Genomic DNA, 17,787 nt, shown 5'->3' with positions numbered 1-17,787 from the left:
AGGCGGTACCATCGAATCATGGCTGGTCTGAATCTGAGGTTCACCGACGAAGAGCTGAACGCCCTGCGCGAGCGCGCCGAGGCGGAAGGCCGAAGCATGCAGTCCTTCGCCCACGACGCCGTGATCACCGCCATAAACGAGCACTCGCGTCTTTTCAACGAAGCGGCGGACCACGTTCTGAAGGCGAGTGAGGAGCTCAACCGGAGGCTCGCCTGATGAACTACCTCACCCTTCCCGAGCTGCTCAAGCTTGCTGAGCGCCTCGGGGTTGACGAGGTGCGCGACTACGGGCTGCTGGCCTCGGCCATTGCCCGGCCCCAGTCGAGCGTATTCGGCCAGGATGCCTACCCGGACATCTGGCAGAAGGCTGCCGCGCTCATGGAGTCGCTGGCCCGTAACCACGCGTTGGTCGACGGCAACAAGCGCATCGCCTGGTATGCGACATGGGTCTTCCTCCATGTCAACGGGCATCGGCTGAGCCCGGTCTTCGACGTGGACGAGGCCGAGCCGTTCGTACTGAACGTGTGCCAAGGACTGCTCGACGTGCCCAAGATCGCGGAGCAGTTGCCGCGGTTCACGCAGTGACCCGGATGTGAGGCACCTCCCAGTCTCCGCGACGGGCCCCGTCCGTCCCGGACGGCGACCGGGCCACCGGTAGGGTGGCCCGGTTGTCGTACGTAACGACGCCGATGCCGACGCCCGCGCCCCGCACCGAGAGCCCGAACCGGAGACCGTGACTACTACCGCCTCCCACCACCTCTCACCCGCCTTCCCAGGCCGTGCCCCCTGGGGCACGGCGAACAAGCTGCGTGCCTGGCAGCAGGGCGCCATGGAGAAGTACCTCCAGGAGCAGCCGCGAGACTTCCTCGCCGTCGCCACGCCCGGCGCGGGCAAGACGACCTTCGCGCTCACCCTCGCGTCCTGGCTGCTGCACCACCACGTCGTGCAGCAGGTGACCGTCGTCGCACCGACCGAGCACCTGAAGAAGCAGTGGGCGGCCGCGGCGGCGCGGATAGGGATCAAGCTGGATCCGGAGTACAGCGCGGGACCGCTGAGCAAGGAGTACCACGGGGTCGCCGTCACCTACGCCGGTGTCGGGGTGCGCCCCATGCTGCACCGCAACCGCTGCGAGCAGCGCAAGACGCTCGTCATCCTCGACGAGATCCACCACGCGGGTGACTCCAAGTCGTGGGGCGAGGCGTGTCTCGAGGCGTTCGAGCCGGCGACCCGCCGCCTCGCCCTCACCGGCACGCCCTTCCGCTCGGACACCAATCCGATCCCGTTCGTCACGTACGAGGAGGGCAACGACGGCATCCGCCGTTCCGCCGCCGACTACACCTACGGCTACGGCAACGCCCTCGGTGACGGCGTCGTCCGGCCCGTCATCTTCCTCTCCTACAGCGGCAACATGCGCTGGCGCACCAAGGCCGGTGACGAGGTCGCCGCGCGGCTCGGCGAGCCGATGACGAAGGACGCGATCTCGCAGGCCTGGCGCACCGCGCTCGACCCGCGCGGTGACTGGATGCCGAACGTCCTGCGCGCCGCCGACAAGCGGCTGACCGAGGTCAGGAAGGGCATCCCCGACGCGGGCGGCCTCGTCATCGCCTCCGACCAGGACTCGGCCCGCTCGTACGCCAAACTGATCCGCGAGATCACGGGGACCAAGGCCACCGTCGTGCTCTCCGACGAGGCGGCGGCGTCCAAGCGCATCGAGGAGTTCAGCGAGGACGGATCGCGCTGGATGGTCGCAGTCCGCATGGTGTCGGAAGGCGTCGACGTACCGCGCCTCGCGGTCGGTGTGTACGCGACGACGATCTCGACGCCGCTGTTCTTCGCGCAGGCCGTGGGCCGGTTCGTACGGTCCCGCCGGCGCGGCGAGACGGCCTCCGTCTTCCTCCCCACGATCCCGAACCTGCTCGGCTTCGCCTCCGAGATGGAGGTCGAGCGCGACCACGCCCTCGACAAGCCGAAGAAGGACGGCGACGAGGACCCGTACGCCGAGTCCGAGAAGGAGATGGCGGAGGCCGAGAAGCAGCAGGACGAGGACACCGGCGAGCAGGACATGCTGCCCTTCGAGGCGCTGGAGTCCGACGCCGTCTTCGACCGTGTGCTGTACGACGGGGCCGAGTTCGGCATGCAGGCGCACCCGGGCAGCGAGGAGGAGCAGGACTACCTGGGCATCCCCGGGCTCCTCGAACCGGACCAGGTGCAGCTGCTGCTCCAGAAGCGGCAGGCACGGCAGATCGCGCACAGCCGCAAGAAGCCCGACGAGGAGGCCGACCTCCTCGAGCTGCCGGCAGAGCGCCGCCCGGTCGTCTCCCACAAGGAACTGCTGGAACTGCGCAAGCAGTTGAACACGATGGTCGGCGCGTACGTACACCAGAGCGGCAAGCCGCACGGGGTGATCCACACCGAGCTGCGCAGGGTGTGCGGCGGTCCGCCGAGCGCGGAGGCGACGGCCGGTCAGATCCGGGAGCGGATCAAGAAGGTCCAGGAGTGGGCCACGCGGATGCGCTGACCCGCCGCCCGCGCCAATGCCACGGCCACGACCGTCGTCCGGCGCCGCCGCCCGCACCGCGGCGGACGACGGGCGGACCACACCTCACCGCGGCCGACGACGGTCGTACCGGCGCCCGCCCGCATGGCCCGTACCGGGATCAATAACCCGTCGTCGAAGGAAGATCGCCCGGATTCTGGACGAGGGCTTCCGCTGAGCGGTGCCGGTCGCTACTGTCCCCGCAATGCAAACGCCCCGTGGCAGCGCCGCCGCGGAGCGCAGTCGGTGTGCCATGGCCTGCCGGCGGCCTCTGGGTGCGTCGCCGATGGGACCGGTGCCGCGACATCCCTTGTGAGGATCGCCGTCACTCACTCCGAAGGAGAGGGCGTCGTGACCGCGGAGACCTCCCAGACGCTCGACAGGGGACTACGTGTCCTCAAGCTGCTCGCCGATACCGACCACGGGCTGACCGTCACCGAGTTGTCCACCAAACTCGGCGTCAACCGCACCGTCGTCTACCGGCTGCTCGCCACCCTCGAGCAGCACGCCCTCGTCCGACGCGACCTCGGCGGCCGCGCCAGGGTCGGCCTCGGCGTGCTGCGCCTCGGCCGCCAGGTCCACCCGCTGGTGCGGGAGGCCGCGATGCCGGCCCTGCGCTCGCTCGCGGAGGACATAGGGGCGACGGCCCACCTGACCCTCGTCGACGGGGCGGAGGCCCTCGCGGTCGCCGTCGTCGAACCGACGTGGACGGACTACCACGTGGCCTACCGGGCCGGCTTCCGCCACCCGTTGGACCGGGGCGCGGCCGGCAAGGCGATCCTCGCCGCCCGCCAGACCAAGAGCACCGAGCCCGGATACACGCTCACCCACGGGGAACTGGAGGCCGGCGCGAGCGGCGCCGCTGCGGCCCTGGTGGGGGTGACGGGCATAGAGGGCAGCGTCGGTGTGGTGATGCTGGCCGACGCCGTACCGGAGAGGGTGGGGCCCCGCGTCGTGGACGCGGCGCGCGAGGTCGCGGACGCGCTCCGGTAGCGATCGCGGCCCGCGGACGCGGGCCGCGGCACCGGACCCGCCGCCCGCCGACCGCGACGGGTCCGCGCCGGATAGATTGACGCCGTGCTCTCCAGTCTCACGCGCCCCCGCGCCCTCGCTCTTTGTGCCCTGCCCGTCGTGGCGCTGTTCGCCGTCGCCGGGCTGGCGCCCCTGCCGTTCGTCGTCGCCCAGCCGGGCATGACCGCGGACGTGCTCGGCGAGGACCAGGGGACGCCGGTGATCACGATCTCCGGTGCGCCGACCCGCAAGACGGAGGGGGCGCTGCGGATGACGACGATCGTCGCGACGGGACCGGCCACCGACGTCGACCTCGGTGACGTGGCCGACGGCTGGTTCCGCACCGACCGTGCCGTGCTGCCGCGCGACGCCGTCTACCCGGCGGGCAAGTCGGACAAGGAGATCGAGCGGCGCAACGTCGCGGACATGGAGAGGTCGCAGGACGTCGCCGCCCGTGCGGCCCTCTCCTACCTCGGTGAGGACCCCGCCAAGGTCAAGGTGTCGCTGCACCTCGCCGACGTGGGCGGGCCCAGCGCCGGACTGCTGTTCTCGCTCGGCATCATCGACAAGCTCGAGGGCGACGGCGCGGGCGGCGACCTCACCGGTGGCCGCAACATCGCGGGTACGGGGACGATCAGCGCCGACGGCAAGGTCGGCGCGGTCGGCGGGGTGTCGCTGAAGACCCAGGCGGCGCGGCGTGACGGGGCGACCGTCTTCCTGGTGCCCAAGGACGAGTGCTCCGACGCGCAGGCCGAACTGCCCGAGGGAATCCGCCTGATCCCCGTCACGACGCTCAAGGGGGCGGTGGAGTCGCTGCGTTCGCTGGAGAAGGGCGGGAAGGTCCCGAGCTGCTGAGGTCCCGACCGTCCGCCTCGGCCCCCGGGCTCCCGTCGGTGATGCCGTGGGTCTTCGGACCGGGGCTCCCGTCGACGACGCCGCCGTCCGCGGGCGCCGCGTCCATCTCGCGCCAGCGCGGGAACACCGCAGGGGCAAGGGTCGTCAGGAAGTACAGCCCGCCCAAGGTCAGCAGCGCCGTCGCCAGGCCCGCCTGTTCGATGAGGTAGCCGGCCGCCAGGCCGCCGAGCGGCGTGGTCATCAGCACCCCGGCGGTGGTGGCGCTCGCGACCCGGCTGCGCAACCGCTCGGGCACACGCTCGTACATCACGGTGGTCAGGATCGGGTTGAGCATCCCGGCCGCCAGCCCGCCCGCGGCCATGGTCACGGCGAGCGGCACCGTGCCGTCCACCAGCGCCGCCACGACGAACCGTGGCAGCCCGCAGATCAGGAACGCACAGGTGAAGAGCGTCCGCCGGCGGAAGCGGTGCCCGACCGCCGCGTACAGCAGCGCTCCGAGAAGTGCGCAGCCGCCGAAGACGGCGACCAGCAGGCCCAGGTCACGGGCGCCGTCCAGGTTCTCCTTGGCGTGCACGGGCAGCAGGACCGAACTCCAGCCCTGGTCAAGGCCGTTGGTGACCATCACCATCAGTACGACGCCCAGCAGCAGCCGGGAGCGCAGCAGGAACGCGTAGCCCTCGCGCAGTTCGGCCCGGTACGCAGTGAAGGAAACCCGGGGCGCGTCGCGCCGTGGCTCGGCGGCGGCGACCCCCCGCAGCCCCAGGCGGATCAGCAGCGCGGAGCCGCAGAAGGTGGCCGCGTCGACCAGCAGGACGGCCTCCGCGCCGATCAGGGCGATGAGTACGCCGGCGAGCGCCGCGCCGGACATCCGCGCGCCGCGCGAGACGGCGTCGAAGAGGCTCGCGGCCCGCGACAGGCTGGTTCCCGCGATCCGGGCCAGGTCGGGCACGAGCACGTAGCGGGCGGTCTCGCCGGGGGCGTGGAAAAGGCCCGTGACGGCCATCAGCGCGCACAGCATCCAGAACCGGAGCGCTCCCGCGTGGTGCAGCAGGGGGATCGCGGCGAGGGTGAGGGCGCAGACGAGGTCGGTGACGATGCTGACGCGGCGCCGGCCGACGCGGTCGATGACCGGGCCGCCGGCGATCGCGGAGACGACGACCGGCAGGGTCGCGCAGAAGGCGACCAGGCCGGCCTTGGCGGGGCTGCCCGTGGTCTGGAGGGCGAACCACGGTACGCCGATGAGGGTGAGCGAATTGCCGGTGATGGAGACGGCGTTGGCGGCGAGCACGGCGGCCAGCGGTCCGCGCCGCCCCCGCGCCGCCACGGCCGCGGCGGTTCCCCCCTGCCCGCTCATGCGAGACGGGTCGTGCACCGGGCCTGTGCGGGCGGCTGCCGCAGCAGCCGCATCCCCCACTCGACGAGGGCGAGGCCCAGTCGGGTGCGCAGCCGTTCGCGTGGCACGTGGCCGGCGGCCGCCGCGCGCAGTTCCCCGGCGCGCAGCTCGTGCAGTGCCAGATGTATGTCGGTGTGCATGACCCTGTGTCCCCTCAGCCGATGGAGCGTGGGAATGCGTGCGTATGCAGGCGGACCTGTGCGGCGCCTTCGGTGCCGGGCGCGGGCTCGAGGTCGCGGTAGCTCTCGATGAGCTCGTGGATCTTCTGGTTCAGTTCGTACGTCTGCGCCGCGGTCAGGCGCAGTGTGAAGTCACTGAGGTCGGAGCTGCGCCGCCACTCCTCGGGCCAGTCCCGCTGGTTGCCGAGCCAGGTGGCGACCTCCTGGGTGTGCATGGTCGCGTGCTCGTGGAGGTACAGGTCAGCCGCTCCGCGTACCGCCGGGTCGGGGTCGCTGTACAGCGACTCGTCGAAGAGCATGCCGTCCATGGACGCCTTCCACCACCGCTCCCGGCCCTTGCCGCGCTCCGGGTCGTCCTCGACGAAGCCGTGCGCCGCGAGCTGGCGCAGGTGGTAGCTGGTGGCGCCGCTGGATTCGCCGAGCTTCTCCGCGAGCCGGGAGGCGGTCGCGGGGCCGTCCTGCCGCAGCACCGTCAGCAGGCGCATCCGCAGCGGGTGGGCGATGCCGCGCAGGGAGCGTGGGTCAAGTCTGTGGAGCTTGCGTGCGCCGGGTCCCGCCTCGGCCGCACGTTCTTCCTCGTGCTCGCTCATGCATGCAAAGCTAGCGTTGCAAAGAAACCCTTGCAACGCTTTTTATGCAACCAGTTCTTCGGAAGTGCCTCAGGAACCCCGGGAGTCCTCCGCCGCCTGCTCCACGAGCGGGATGATCCGCAGCGGCACGGGGTTTTCCATCACGATCGCCGTCGACGCGCGCACGATCCCCTCGAAGCCGACGACCCGGTCGATCACACGCTGGAGATCCGCGTTGGAGCGGGCGACCAGCCGGCAGAGCATGTCCCCGTGACCGGTGGTGGTGTGCAGCTCGAGCACCTCCGGGACGGTCGTGAGGTGCGCCCGCACGTCCGCGCCCTGGCCCTGCTTGATCTCGAGCGTCGCGAACGCCGTCACCGGATAGCCGAGCGCCGCCGGATCGACGTCCGGCCCGAATCCCCGGACCACCCCCTGCGACTGGAGCCGGTCCATCCGCGCCTGCACCGTCCCGCGCGCCACCCCCAGCCGCCGCGACGCCTCCAGTACGCCGATCCTCGGTTCCCGCGCCAGCAGCACGATGAGCCGCCCGTCCAGATGATCGATCGCCATGGCGCCCTCCCGATGGTCATCCTGTACACAACGTCCGCCGATTCCGGCCATCGGCTGGGCAGATTGCCCAGCTGACATACAAACTATTGCGCACCTTGTGGATCGGCGGGAGCCTTCTTCCATGACTGAGACCATCGATCACACCCCCGACACCGCGCGGCAGGCCGACCCCTTCCCGGTGAAGGGAATGGACGCGGTCGTCTTCGCCGTCGGCAACGCCAAGCAGGCCGCGCACTACTACTCCACGGCCTTCGGCATGAAGCTCGTCGCCTACTCCGGACCGGAGAACGGCAGCCGCGAGACCGCGAGTTACGTCCTCACCAACGGCGCCGCCCGCTTCGTCTTCACCTCCGTGATCAAGGCGTCCACCGACTGGGGCCGCTTCCTCGCCGAGCACGTCGCCGCCCACGGCGACGGCGTCGTCGACCTGGCCATCGAGGTGCCGGACGCCCGCAAGGCGTACGCGTACGCCGTCGAGCACGGCGCCACCGGCATCACCGAGCCGTACGAGGTCAAGGACGAGCACGGCACCGTCGTGATGGCCGCGATCGCCACCTACGGCAAGACCCGCCACACCCTCGTCGAGCGCGGCGGCTACGACGGCCCGTACCTGCCCGGCTTCGTCGCCGCCGACCCGATCGTCGAGCCGCCGGCCAAGCGCACCTTCCAGGCCATCGACCATTGCGTGGGCAACGTCGAGCTCGGCCGGATGAACGAGTGGGTCGGCTTCTACAACAAGGTCATGGGCTTCACCAACATGAAGGAGTTCGTGGGCGACGACATCGCCACCGAGTACTCCGCGCTCATGTCGAAGGTCGTCGCGGACGGCACCCTCAAGGTGAAGTTCCCGATCAACGAGCCGGCGATCGCGAAGAAGAAGTCGCAGATCGACGAGTACCTCGAGTTCTACGGCGGCGCCGGCGTCCAGCACATCGCGCTCGCCACGAACGACATCGTCGCCACCGTCCGCTCGATGCGTGCCGCGGGCGTCCAGTTCCTCGACACCCCCGACTCGTACTACGACACCCTCGGCGAGTGGGCCGGCGAGACGCGGGTGCCCGTGGAGACGCTGCGGGAGCTGAAGATCCTCGTCGACCGCGACGAGGACGGCTACCTGCTGCAGATCTTCACCAAGCCGGTCCAGGACCGCCCCACCGTCTTCTTCGAGATGATCGAGCGGCACGGTTCGATGGGCTTCGGCAAGGGCAACTTCAAGGCGCTCTTCGAGGCGATCGAGCGCGAGCAGGAGAAGCGCGGCAACCTGTAAGGGCTGCCCCTGTCCACGACTGCGGCCCCACGGTCCTGACCCGTGGGGCCGCATCGTCGTTCTGCGCCGGCCGTTCCGGCGGACAGGCCGGTCAGCCGTTCCCGGGCGCCACCGTCGCCGGTGCCGGGTTCGTGGAGCGCTGCACCGGCCGCAGTTGCGAAGCGGGCCGGGCGGCGGGCGGCGCCGGTGGGACGACCGTACGCCCGGAGGCCTCGGGAGCCGAAGCGTCCGAAGAGTCCCAGGCGTCCGAGGGGGACGCGGGGGCGGCGGGGAGCAGAGCGGCCGCAGAGGCCGCCGGCGCGGGAGAGGCCTCGGCGGACGGCGAAGGCGAGGCCGCACCGGACGGCGCGTCGGCCGGCGGATCCAGCAGCCAGTACCCGTCACCCTCCACGTCCGCGGGCCCGCCCGGCTCGGGCTCGCCGAGCGCGTCCCGCGCCTCACGCGCCTTCTGCGCGAGGAGCGGCGAGAAGTGCGGGTTCGTCCGCAGCGCCTCGTCGATGTGACGCCGTGCGGGGCCGAAGTCGCCGAGAGCGCGCTCGATCTCGCCGAGATGGTAGGAGAACAGCGCACTGCGCAGCCCCTGGCCGGTGGCCAGCTTCGCGAACGGGAGCGCGTCCTTCGGCCGGCCCGCCCGGTACAGCGCCCACCCCATCGTGTCGGCCACGTGCACATTGCGGTGGCCGCGCCGCCACTCGCCCTGGAGCCGGCGCACCGCGTCGGCCGGGTTCCCGTGGTCGGCCTCGTAACGCGCCAGCACCAGGTCCCCGTCGACGCCGTGCTCGCCGGCACGGGTGACCTGCTCCCGCAGGAGCTCGTAGAGGGTCGCGGCGTCCCCGTTCAGCCCCAGCGACTCGTACAACTCAGCGGCCTCCAGGGCGTACTCGGGCAGCGGCAGCTTCGCCAGCGCCGACCGGTAGTCGTCCACCGCCTCGTCCGTACGGCCCAGCGCCGCCAGGGCGCGCGCACGGCCCGCCAGCGAACGGTGGCTCTCGGGAACGGTCCTCAGTGCGGCGGTGTAGTGCTCCACGGCCTCCTCTGCCTCACCCCGCTCCCAGGCCAGCTCCCCTTCGCGGTGCAGGGCGACGGCCTTCTCCGCGGGGGTCCGGGAGTTCGCGGTCGCCCCGTACGCCAGGGCTGCGGCGTCCTCGCGCCAGCCCTTGTTCCAGTAGACCCGCGCCTCCCGCCCCAGCACCTGCGGGCCGGTCTGCAGCTCCAGCAGCTTGTCCATGGCCTTGCCGGCGGCCGCGTACCTGCCGAGCCCGTTGTACGCGTCGATCAGCGCCGGATACACCGCCCAGCGCTCCGGCTTCTGCTTCCTGGCGCTCTCCGCGTAACCGCGCGCACCGGCGAAGTCGTGCCGGGCGTTCGCCAGCTCGGCCATCCCGACCAGCGCGCCGACGTTGCCTTCGGCGGCCGGTACCGCCTTCAGCGACCGCTTGAGCGCCTGCTCGGCTCTCGGGTAGTACGCCGTGTCCCCGAGCCGCGTGCCCCGCTCCACGTACGCGGAGCCCAGCACCGCCCAGGATTCCTCGTCACCCGGATGGTCGCGGACGAAACGCTCGCGGTCGCGGATCAGCGCCTCCAGGTCGGAGAGCGAGGCCGGCGCGCCCCACGCTGCCGCAGTCATCGCCCTGGCCACCGGCCCGGACGCGGGCGGCGACGCGTCCTTCCCCCAACCGGGCGCGAGCACGATCACCCCGGTGACCAGTGTCGCGCCGACCAGCGTGCTGACAGCGGCGTTCTTCAGGGTTTCGCTCTTCATGGCGCTCACTGTGCGGCAGCAGACAGCCAATACGAAGAACACACTCTGACGCGCGGAGCGGAACGCAGACGGGTTCACACCGATGGCCCCCGGTGCGAGGCTTGGGATCATGGACGATCTCCTCGAGCGGCTGCGCGCCGGTCTTCCCGTGGAAGCCCTCATCACCGATCCGGACGTCACCGCGTCGTACGGCAACGACATGGCGAGCTTCTGCGCGGCGGGCACCCCCGCCGTCGTGGTCCTGCCGCGCTCCGTGGAACAGGTCCAGCACGTCATGCGCACCGCCACGGAACTGCGCGTGCCGGTCGTGCCGCAGGGTGCCCGCACGGGTCTGTCGGGCGCGGCCAACGCGTCCGACGGCTGCATCGTGCTGTCGCTGACGAAGATGGACCGGATCCTGGAGATCAGCCCGGTCGACCGGATCGCCGTCGTCGAACCGGGCGTCGTCAACGCCGTACTGTCGCGCGCCGTGGGCGAACACGGCCTGTACTACCCGCCGGACCCCTCCAGCTGGGAGATGTGCACCATCGGCGGCAACATCGGCACCGCGTCCGGCGGCCTGTGCTGCGTCAAGTACGGGGTGACGGCCGAGTACGTCCTCGGCCTGACGGTGGTCCTCGCCGACGGGCGGCTGCTGAAGACCGGCCGGCGCACCGCCAAGGGCGTCGCCGGATACGACCTCACCCGGCTGTTCGTCGGGTCCGAGGGCAGCCTCGGCATCGTCGTCGAAGCAGTCCTGGCGCTACGGCCCCGGCCGCCCGTGCAGCTCGTACTGGCCGCCGAGTTCCCCTCCGCTGCCACCGCCTGCGACGCCGTCTGCGCGATCATGGAGCGCGGCCACACCCCCTCGCTCCTCGAGATCATGGACCGCACCACCGTCCGGGCGGTCAACAAACTGGCCAACATGGGCCTCCCGGAGACGACGGAGGCCCTGCTCCTCGCCGCCTTCGACACCCCGGACCCCGCGGCCGACCTGGCCGCCGTCGGGGCCTTGTGCGAGGCCGCGGGCGCGACCGAGGTGGTGCCCGCGGACACGGTCGCCGAGTCCGAACTGCTGCTCCAGGCGCGCCGGATGTCGCTGACCGCGCTGGAGACGGTCAAGTCGGCCACCATGATCGACGACGTCTGCGTACCGCGCTCCAAGCTCGGGGCGATGATCGAGGGCACGGCCGCCGTCGCGGAGAAGTACGACCTCACCATCGGCGTATGCGCCCACGCCGGCGACGGCAACACCCACCCGGTCGTCTGCTTCGACCACCTCGACCCCGACGAGTCGCGGCGGGCCCGGGAGTCCTTCGACGAGATCATGGCGCTCGGTCTGGAACTGGGCGGCACCATCACCGGCGAACACGGCGTCGGCGTGCTCAAGAAGGAATGGCTGGCGCGGGAACTCGGCCCGGTAAGCCTCGAGTTGCAGCGCGGCATCAAGCGGACCTTCGACCCGCTCGGCATCCTCAACCCGGGCAAGCTTTTCTGAACCGCGCCGCTCAGGCATCGCCGTCCTGCGGGTCGCCGGAGGAGCCGTGCGCCCGCAGCTCGTCGGTCCTGGTCGGCGCGAGGAGCGCGGCCAGGGCTTCTTCGATGCCGAGCGCCGCAGCCTCGGTCCCGGGCGGCACGATCCGCAGCGTCCGCTCCAGCCACGCCGACACCGCCGGCGAGGACGCCTCCAGCAGCGCGTCGCCGTTGGGTGAACTCAACGCCATGAGGAGGATGCTGCGGCCGCCGGTCTTCGACGGCCGGACCCGCACGTCGCCGATGCCGCACGGCCGGAGCACCCCTTCCACGAGCAGCTCACGGGCGAACGTCCAGCTGACGGGGTGGCTCGAGCCGACGTGGAAGACGATGTGCACGGCATAGGGGTCGTCCGCGCGGTAGGACAGCCGGGCGGGGACGGGGATGCTGCGCTCGGGCGACAGCACCAGGTTCAACTCGAGTTCGTGTTCCACCGTCGTTTGCATGTCTCTTCCTTCCTGTACGTCTTCCGGGGCGGCCCGTTGAGCGGGCCTCACGGGAAGAGAGCGGCTACCCCCGGTGGCATTACGCGACTTCCGTGCATGACTTTCCGTGACTCACCTGTGACCTGAAAGTGGTCGTTACGGCAGGACCGGCCCAGGGGTGCGCAAGGGTCTGATAGATGTGGTCCCTCGCATTGAGGCATCGAAGAGATACGGGACCACGGTGATGAGCGCCCCAACCCCGGCAACCGGCGACGGCAGCCCCACACCCGGCTACTACCCGGACCCGTCCATTCCCGGATATGTCCGGTACTGGAACGGGGCGGCATGGGTGCCCGGCACGAGCAGGCCCGCCCCGAAGTCGGGCGAGGCGATGCCCGGTCCGCCCGCGTCGGCCGCTGTTTCCGGACCCGCAGTTCCCGCCGCCCCCGCGCCCTCCGTGGAAGAGACCGGCCCCGTCTTCCTCGACGAGGAGCCGTCGGACGAGCCGGCCCGCCCCGAGCCCGCCACCGCCTGGCAGGCCGACACCTCACGCCAGGCCGGCTTCGGCGGCGACCTCGACAACCGCGTCTCATGGGGCGGCGACCCCCGGACGTCCGACCGGCCCGCCGCCGGGACGTCGGAGCCGCCCGCCGACCCGACCGGCGGCAAGCTGCCCGGCATGCGCTCCGCGGCGCCCCAGGCGGGCGCCGCTGCCGACGAGATCCCCGGCGGCGTCCGCCCTCTCGGCCCGTCCGCCACGGGCGAGCCGCCGGCCGACGGTACGGTCGCGATCCGCGCGCTGCGCCCCGGCGGCTCGGCGGGCTCCGCCGACCCCGCCCGCCCGGCGGCGGAGGAGACGCCGGTCCGGCGCACGCCGGGTCCCCAGCAGCCCTCGGAGAACACCGTCACCATCCGGGCCCAGCGGCCGGGGCAGGCCGACGGCACGATGACGATGCGTGCGGCCGGCAGGCCCGCGGAGGCGGACCCGACCCGGCAGGACCCGTCCCGCCCGGCGCAGTCCGCCGCTCCCGCCCCGCCGACGCCCGCACAGGCCCGGCCGCAGACACCGGCGCCCCAGGCCCAGGCACCCGCACAGCCCCAGGCGCCGGCGCAGCCTCAGCCGCAGATGCCCGTGCAGTCCCGGACGCCGGTCACCAGCAGCGCCGGCGGCGGCGCGGCCTCCTGGCCGCAGCAGGTGCACCAGCTGGCGCAGACGTCGGCCTCCGCGGAGGGCGAGCCGGTCCTTCCGTGGAAGCCGCCCGTCAACGACCCTTTCCTCGCCGCCGCACAGGCCCAGGCCGCCGCCAGGCCCGCGGGTCTCGGCAAGCGCCTGGCCGCCCGCCTGATCGACACGGTGGTGCTCGGCGCGCTCGTCGGCGCCGTGGCCGTCCCTGTCGCCGCGCAGGCACGCGCCCACATCGACGAGAAGATCGAGGCGGCGAAGCTGTCCGGCAGGACGGTGACCGTCTGGCTGCTCGACGGCACCACGGCGGGCCACCTCGGCATCGTCCTCGGCGCCCTGCTCGTCCTCGGCGTGCTCTACGAGTCGCTGCCGACCGCCAAGTGGGGCCGGACTCTGGGCAAGAAGCTCTGCGGCCTCCAGGTCCTGGACATCGAGACCCATGAGCCGCCGACGTTCGGCGCCGCGCTGCGCCGCTGGCTCCTCTACAGCGTGCTCGGCGTCCTCGTCGTCGGGGTCCTCAATGTGCTGTGGTGCCTGTTCGACCGCCCGTGGCGGCAGTGCTGGCACGACAAGACGGCGCACACGTTCGTGACCGGCTGACCCGTCCGGCCGTACGGCTCCCAGGAGGTCCCCCGAACGCCTGTGAGCCGTTGCGGGCCCCAGGGGCCCGGGGTGCACTGCCCCCATGAGCAACGACCAGCCGCCGCCCGGACAGTCGCCCGACGACGATCCGTTCCGCAAGAAGCCGCAGGAGCCGCAGGGGCCCCAGGAACCGGGCGGACCGACCCCGCCGCCCGGGGGCGCTCCCGGCTCCGGCGGCAGTTCTCCCTATGACTCTCCCCTCGGCGGGGCAGGCGGGACGGGCGGTCCGTACGGCGGTGAGCGGCCGCCTCCGTACGACGCGGGAGCCTACGGCGGCCCGTACGGAGGCGCGGACCCCCTTGCGGGCATGCCGCCGCTGGCGAGTTTCGGCAAACGGGTGCTGGCCCGGCTCATCGACATGATCATTGTCTTCGTGCCGCTGTTCCTCATCTCGCTGGCCTTCGGCGGCATCGAGATGGCCGCGGGCGGCGAGGACTGGGAGGAGGTCACCGACCGGGTGAATTCGGGGGAGCAGTGGCTGTGGTCGCTGATCTCCCTTGTGGCGTACGTCGGTTACGACACGCTCATGACGGCGAAGTACAACGGGCAGACCGTCGGCAAGAAGATCATGAAGCTGCGGGTCGCGATGCTCAACGACGGCCGTGTGCCGGACGTCGGCTCCTCGCTTCTGCGCGCCCTCGTGCTGTGGGTGCCCGCGCTGGTGTGCTGCTACTGCATCTGGTGGTTCGTCATCGTCATCACGGTGCTCGCCGACAAGCCCTACCGGCAGGGTCTGCACGACAAGGCGGGCAAGACGGTCGTGGTGTCAGCGGCGCAGTGAGTGCTGGCCGACCCTGGTCTCCGCCCCGGCGTGCGCGCGGGCCGCGGACGGGCGGGCGGTGAGTGCGTCGGGGGCGGTGGCGGTGGGCGGCGCGGCGACCGCCCGCGGCCGGGCGGCCCGGTGGACCAGAGGAGGCGTGAGCGCGACCAGAAGTCCCAGTGCCAGCGAGGCGATACCGATCGCGGCGACCGCGACGCCGTCGGTGGCGCGGGTCAGCAGCAGGAGGGCGACGGTCGACAAGACGACGGTGGCCGAACCGTAGGCGAGCTGTGCGGCATTCGGACGCGGCATGACGGTATCCGTCCTGTGGACAGGGGCAGGGCCGGAGCCTTGGGGACAGTTCGCACTGACAGCAGACTCTACGACGGTGGATGCCCCTGTGGAACCGGCAGTAAGCGTGACCTAACCCACGGTGCCGGTGCATGGGGGGCGCACAGGGTCATTCGACCGGCCAAGTGGCGGAAAATGTGCGCCTCTTGTCCTGATTTCCCGTCGTCCGGATACCGGGGCTCCGCACCCGCATAGTGTAGTTGGCCTGTCCAAGTCAAGGACTGTCTTTTCTTCCTCAACTCCGGTCGAATGTCGTCACTTGAGACGCGTATACCGCGCACGCGGACGACCCCACAATCCTGTCCGCAGCAGCGACGGAACGCGGGGGAGGACACCATCAAGTGACCAGCAAGCGACGGACGTTCAGAGCGTCCGCGGTGCTCGTGGCCCTTGCCGCGACGACCGCGACCGCATCGGCGTTCACCAGTGCCCAGGCCGACGGCCAGAAGCCGGCGGACCCGGCGGGCATCGAGCGGCACGACCCGGCACCGCACAAGGGCCATGTCGAGCACGACCTCGAGGGTCCCTTCAGCAAGCAGCAGGAGGAGCAGCGACAGGCCGCTCTCGAGCAGGTCATATCCGGCGACGCCACCGTGCAGCAGCGCGGCGGCTCCAAGGTCGTCAAGCTCGACGACAAGAAGTACGTCGAGCTCGCCCGGGAGAAGACCGAGAAGATCTTCACCATCCTCGTGGAGTTCGGCGACAAGGTCGACGACACGACGATGTACGACCCGGACGGGGCCGACGGCCCCAAGCCGCCGGTCAAGAAGTACGGCGGCACACCCGGCCCGCTGCACAACCGGATCGCGGAGCCGGACCGGTCGAAGGACAACTCGACCGCCTGGCAGGCCGATTACAACCAGGAGCACTTCCAGGACCTGTACTTCGGCACCGGCAAGGACGAGAACGGGCAGCCGAAGCAGTCGCTGAAGACCTACTACGAGAAGACCTCGTCCGGCCGTTACTCGGTCGACGGCGCCGTCTCCGACTGGGTCAAGGTCGACTACAACGAGGCCCGCTACGGCTCGAACTACTGCGGCCAGAGCAACTGCGCCAACGTCTGGGACACGGTCAAGGACGGCGTGACCGCCTGGGCCGCCGACCAGAAGGCCAAGGGCAAGACCGACGCGGAGATCAAGGCGCAGCTGGCCGAGTACGACCAGTGGGACCGCTACGACTTCGACACCGACGGCAACTTCAACGAGGCCGACGGCTACATCGACCACTTCCAGATCGTCCACGCGGGCGAGGACGAGTCGGCCGGCGGCGGCGCCGAGGGCACCAACGCCCTGTGGGCGCACCGCTGGTACGCCTACGGCACCAACGCCGGCAAGACCGGCCCGGAGAACAACAAGTCCGGCGGTACCCAGATCGGCAACACCGGCATCTGGGTCGGCGACTACACCATGCAGCCCGAGAACGGCGGCCTCGGTGTCTTCGCCCACGAGTACGGTCACGACCTCGGTCTGCCGGACCACTACGACACCTCCGGCGGCGGCGAGAACTCGACCGGCTACTGGACCCTGATGTCGGCCGGCTCCTGGCTCGGCACCGGCAAGGACTCCATCGGCGACCTCCCCGGCGACATGACCGCCTGGGACAAGCTCCAGCTGGGCTGGCTCAACTACGAGACGGCCAAGGCCGCCACGAAGTCGACCCACACCCTCGGAGTGTCGGCGTACAACACCGACAAGCCGCAGGCGCTCGTCGTCGAGCTGCCGAAGAAGCCCGTCACCACGACTGTCGTGAAGCCCTCCGAGGGCTCCAAGCAGTGGTGGAGCGACATGGGTGACGACCTCAAGAACACCCTGTCCCGCTCGGTGGACCTCACCGGCAAGTCGTCCGCCTCCCTGGAGCTCGACGGCTGGTGGGACATCGAGGCCGACTACGACTACCTCTACGCGGAGGTCTCGACGGACGGCGGCGCCAACTGGACGCCGGTGGACGGCACGGCCGACGGCAAGGCGATCACCCGTGACGCGGGCGACAAGCCGGCGCTGACCGGCCCGTCCGAGGGCCACAAGAAGCTCGTCTACTCGCTGGACGCCTACGCGGGCAAGAAGGTCGACGTCCGCTTCCGCTACCAGACGGACGGCGGCGTGGCGGGCAAGGGCTTCACGGCCGACGCCATCACGATCAAGGCCGACGGCGCGTCCGTCTTCTCGGACAACGCCGAGGGCGAGGTCGCCGGCTGGACCGCGAAGGGCTTCAACCGCATCGGTGAGTCCTTCACGCTCGAGTACGAGCAGTACTACATCGCCGAGAACCGCCAGTACGTGTCGTACGACAAGACCCTCGAGGTCGGCCCGTACAACTTCGGCTTCAAGGCGCCGCGCGACAACTGGGTCGAGCACTACCCCTACCAGAACGGTCTGATGATCTGGCAGTGGGACACCTCCCAGAAGGACAACAACACCAGCGCCCACCACGGCCAGGGTCTGATCCTTCCGGTGGACGCGCACGCCAAGCCGCTGAAGTGGTCCGACGGCACGGTGCTGCGCAACAAGATCCAGACGTTCGACTCGACGTTCAGCCGGTACCGCACGGACAGCTTCTGGCTGCACAACGCGGACAAGCCGCACTGGATCGCGTCCCAGCGGGGCAACCCGGTCTTCGACGACCGTAAGGGCGTCTACTGGTACCCGGAGAACCCGACGGGCAGCGTCAAGGTAACTGACACCAACACCAAGATCTCGATCGTCAAGGAGCCGCTGAGCGGACGGACGATCACCATCAATGTTGGTCCGTCGACCAAGTAATCCGTAACGCCCCA

At 70.8% G+C, this 17,787-nt stretch carries 17 protein-coding genes; 10 read left to right on the top strand and 7 right to left on the bottom strand.

Annotation, left to right across the window (positions count from 1 at the left end; translation table 11 throughout):
• Positions 1 to 18: 18 nt before the first annotated feature.
• From MDN94_RS03440 to MDN94_RS03420, 5 genes are all read left to right on the top strand, one after another.
• Positions 19 to 216: an Arc family DNA-binding protein gene (locus MDN94_RS03440; RefSeq protein WP_482724502.1), complete on the top strand. Its 198-nt coding sequence runs from the start codon at positions 19 to 21 to the stop codon at positions 214 to 216.
• Positions 216 to 584, top strand: a complete 369-nt coding sequence (locus MDN94_RS03435) for a type II toxin-antitoxin system death-on-curing family toxin (protein WP_482724501.1) — start codon at positions 216 to 218, stop codon at positions 582 to 584. Before MDN94_RS03440 ends, MDN94_RS03435 begins: the two co-directional genes overlap by 1 nt.
• Positions 585 to 732: 148 nt before the next feature.
• Positions 733 to 2,517 (top strand): DEAD/DEAH box helicase, encoded by a 1,785-nt coding sequence (locus tag MDN94_RS03430; RefSeq protein WP_482724500.1) that lies wholly within the window; start codon positions 733 to 735, stop codon positions 2,515 to 2,517.
• Positions 2,518 to 2,886: 369 nt separating this feature from the next.
• On the top strand, positions 2,887 to 3,528 hold the full coding sequence (locus tag MDN94_RS03425; RefSeq protein WP_441265488.1) for an IclR family transcriptional regulator: 642 nt from the start codon (positions 2,887 to 2,889) through the stop codon (positions 3,526 to 3,528).
• Positions 3,529 to 3,612: 84 nt separating this feature from the next.
• On the top strand, positions 3,613 to 4,401 hold the full coding sequence (locus MDN94_RS03420; RefSeq protein ID WP_482724499.1) for a YlbL family protein: 789 nt from the start codon (positions 3,613 to 3,615) through the stop codon (positions 4,399 to 4,401).
• Here MDN94_RS03420 and MDN94_RS03415 read toward each other — a convergent pair.
• From MDN94_RS03415 to MDN94_RS03400, 4 genes are all read right to left on the bottom strand, one after another.
• Entirely contained in the window at positions 4,340 to 5,755 is a 1,416-nt protein-coding gene (locus MDN94_RS03415) for an MFS transporter (RefSeq protein WP_482724498.1), read from the bottom strand. The genes MDN94_RS03420 and MDN94_RS03415 overlap by 62 nt on opposite strands.
• Complete coding sequence (locus tag MDN94_RS03410; RefSeq protein WP_482724497.1) at positions 5,752 to 5,934, bottom strand: hypothetical protein; 183 nt, start codon at positions 5,932 to 5,934, stop codon at positions 5,752 to 5,754. Before MDN94_RS03410 ends, MDN94_RS03415 begins: the two co-directional genes overlap by 4 nt.
• 14 nt (positions 5,935 to 5,948) lie before the next feature.
• Positions 5,949 to 6,563, bottom strand: a complete 615-nt coding sequence (locus tag MDN94_RS03405; protein WP_482724496.1) for an ArsR/SmtB family transcription factor — start codon at positions 6,561 to 6,563, stop codon at positions 5,949 to 5,951.
• 69 nt (positions 6,564 to 6,632) lie between these two features.
• The gene (locus MDN94_RS03400) at positions 6,633 to 7,112 is read right to left on the bottom strand and encodes an Lrp/AsnC family transcriptional regulator (RefSeq protein WP_307706660.1); all 480 of its coding nucleotides are present in this window, start codon (positions 7,110 to 7,112) and stop codon (positions 6,633 to 6,635) included.
• Between the two features lie 121 nt (positions 7,113 to 7,233).
• Between MDN94_RS03400 and hppD the strand changes: the two genes are divergently transcribed.
• Complete coding sequence (hppD, locus tag MDN94_RS03395; protein WP_307706659.1) at positions 7,234 to 8,379, top strand: 4-hydroxyphenylpyruvate dioxygenase; 1,146 nt, start codon at positions 7,234 to 7,236, stop codon at positions 8,377 to 8,379.
• A gap of 91 nt (positions 8,380 to 8,470) precedes the next feature.
• Here the strand turns inward: hppD and MDN94_RS03390 are convergent, their stop codons facing one another.
• Positions 8,471 to 10,141: a tetratricopeptide repeat protein gene (locus MDN94_RS03390; protein ID WP_482724495.1), complete on the bottom strand. Its 1,671-nt coding sequence runs from the start codon at positions 10,139 to 10,141 to the stop codon at positions 8,471 to 8,473.
• A gap of 109 nt (positions 10,142 to 10,250) precedes the next feature.
• Between MDN94_RS03390 and MDN94_RS03385 the strand changes: the two genes are divergently transcribed.
• Positions 10,251 to 11,618, top strand: coding sequence for an FAD-binding oxidoreductase (locus MDN94_RS03385; protein WP_482724494.1), 1,368 nt, complete (start codon positions 10,251 to 10,253; stop codon positions 11,616 to 11,618).
• Between the two features lie 10 nt (positions 11,619 to 11,628).
• Here MDN94_RS03385 and MDN94_RS03380 read toward each other — a convergent pair whose 3' ends face one another.
• Positions 11,629 to 12,099, bottom strand: coding sequence for an SsgA family sporulation/cell division regulator (locus MDN94_RS03380; RefSeq protein WP_482724493.1), 471 nt, complete (start codon positions 12,097 to 12,099; stop codon positions 11,629 to 11,631).
• A 223-nt stretch (positions 12,100 to 12,322) separates the two neighbouring features.
• Here MDN94_RS03380 and MDN94_RS03375 point away from each other — a divergent pair, with 223 nt between their 5' ends.
• Positions 12,323 to 13,861: an RDD family protein gene (locus MDN94_RS03375; RefSeq protein ID WP_482724492.1), complete on the top strand. Its 1,539-nt coding sequence runs from the start codon at positions 12,323 to 12,325 to the stop codon at positions 13,859 to 13,861.
• Between the two features lie 85 nt (positions 13,862 to 13,946).
• The gene (locus MDN94_RS03370; RefSeq protein ID WP_482724491.1) at positions 13,947 to 14,684 is read left to right on the top strand and encodes an RDD family protein; all 738 of its coding nucleotides are present in this window, start codon (positions 13,947 to 13,949) and stop codon (positions 14,682 to 14,684) included.
• On the opposite strand, the gene MDN94_RS03365 is transcribed toward MDN94_RS03370, so the two are convergent.
• Positions 14,670 to 14,975, bottom strand: coding sequence for a hypothetical protein (locus MDN94_RS03365; RefSeq protein ID WP_482724490.1), 306 nt, complete (start codon positions 14,973 to 14,975; stop codon positions 14,670 to 14,672). The two genes, MDN94_RS03370 and MDN94_RS03365, sit on opposite strands and share 15 nt — an antisense overlap.
• Positions 14,976 to 15,355: 380 nt before the next feature.
• On the opposite strand from MDN94_RS03365, the gene MDN94_RS03360 reads away from it, so the two are divergent.
• On the top strand, positions 15,356 to 17,773 hold the full coding sequence (locus MDN94_RS03360; RefSeq protein ID WP_482724489.1) for an immune inhibitor A domain-containing protein: 2,418 nt from the start codon (positions 15,356 to 15,358) through the stop codon (positions 17,771 to 17,773).
• Positions 17,774 to 17,787 lie beyond the last annotated feature (14 nt).

The sequence above is a fragment of the Streptomyces sp. WAC00040 genome (genome assembly GCF_056835925.1).
Note: the sequence above shows the minus strand (reverse complement) of the source record. Positions and strands in the feature narration are given on the sequence as shown.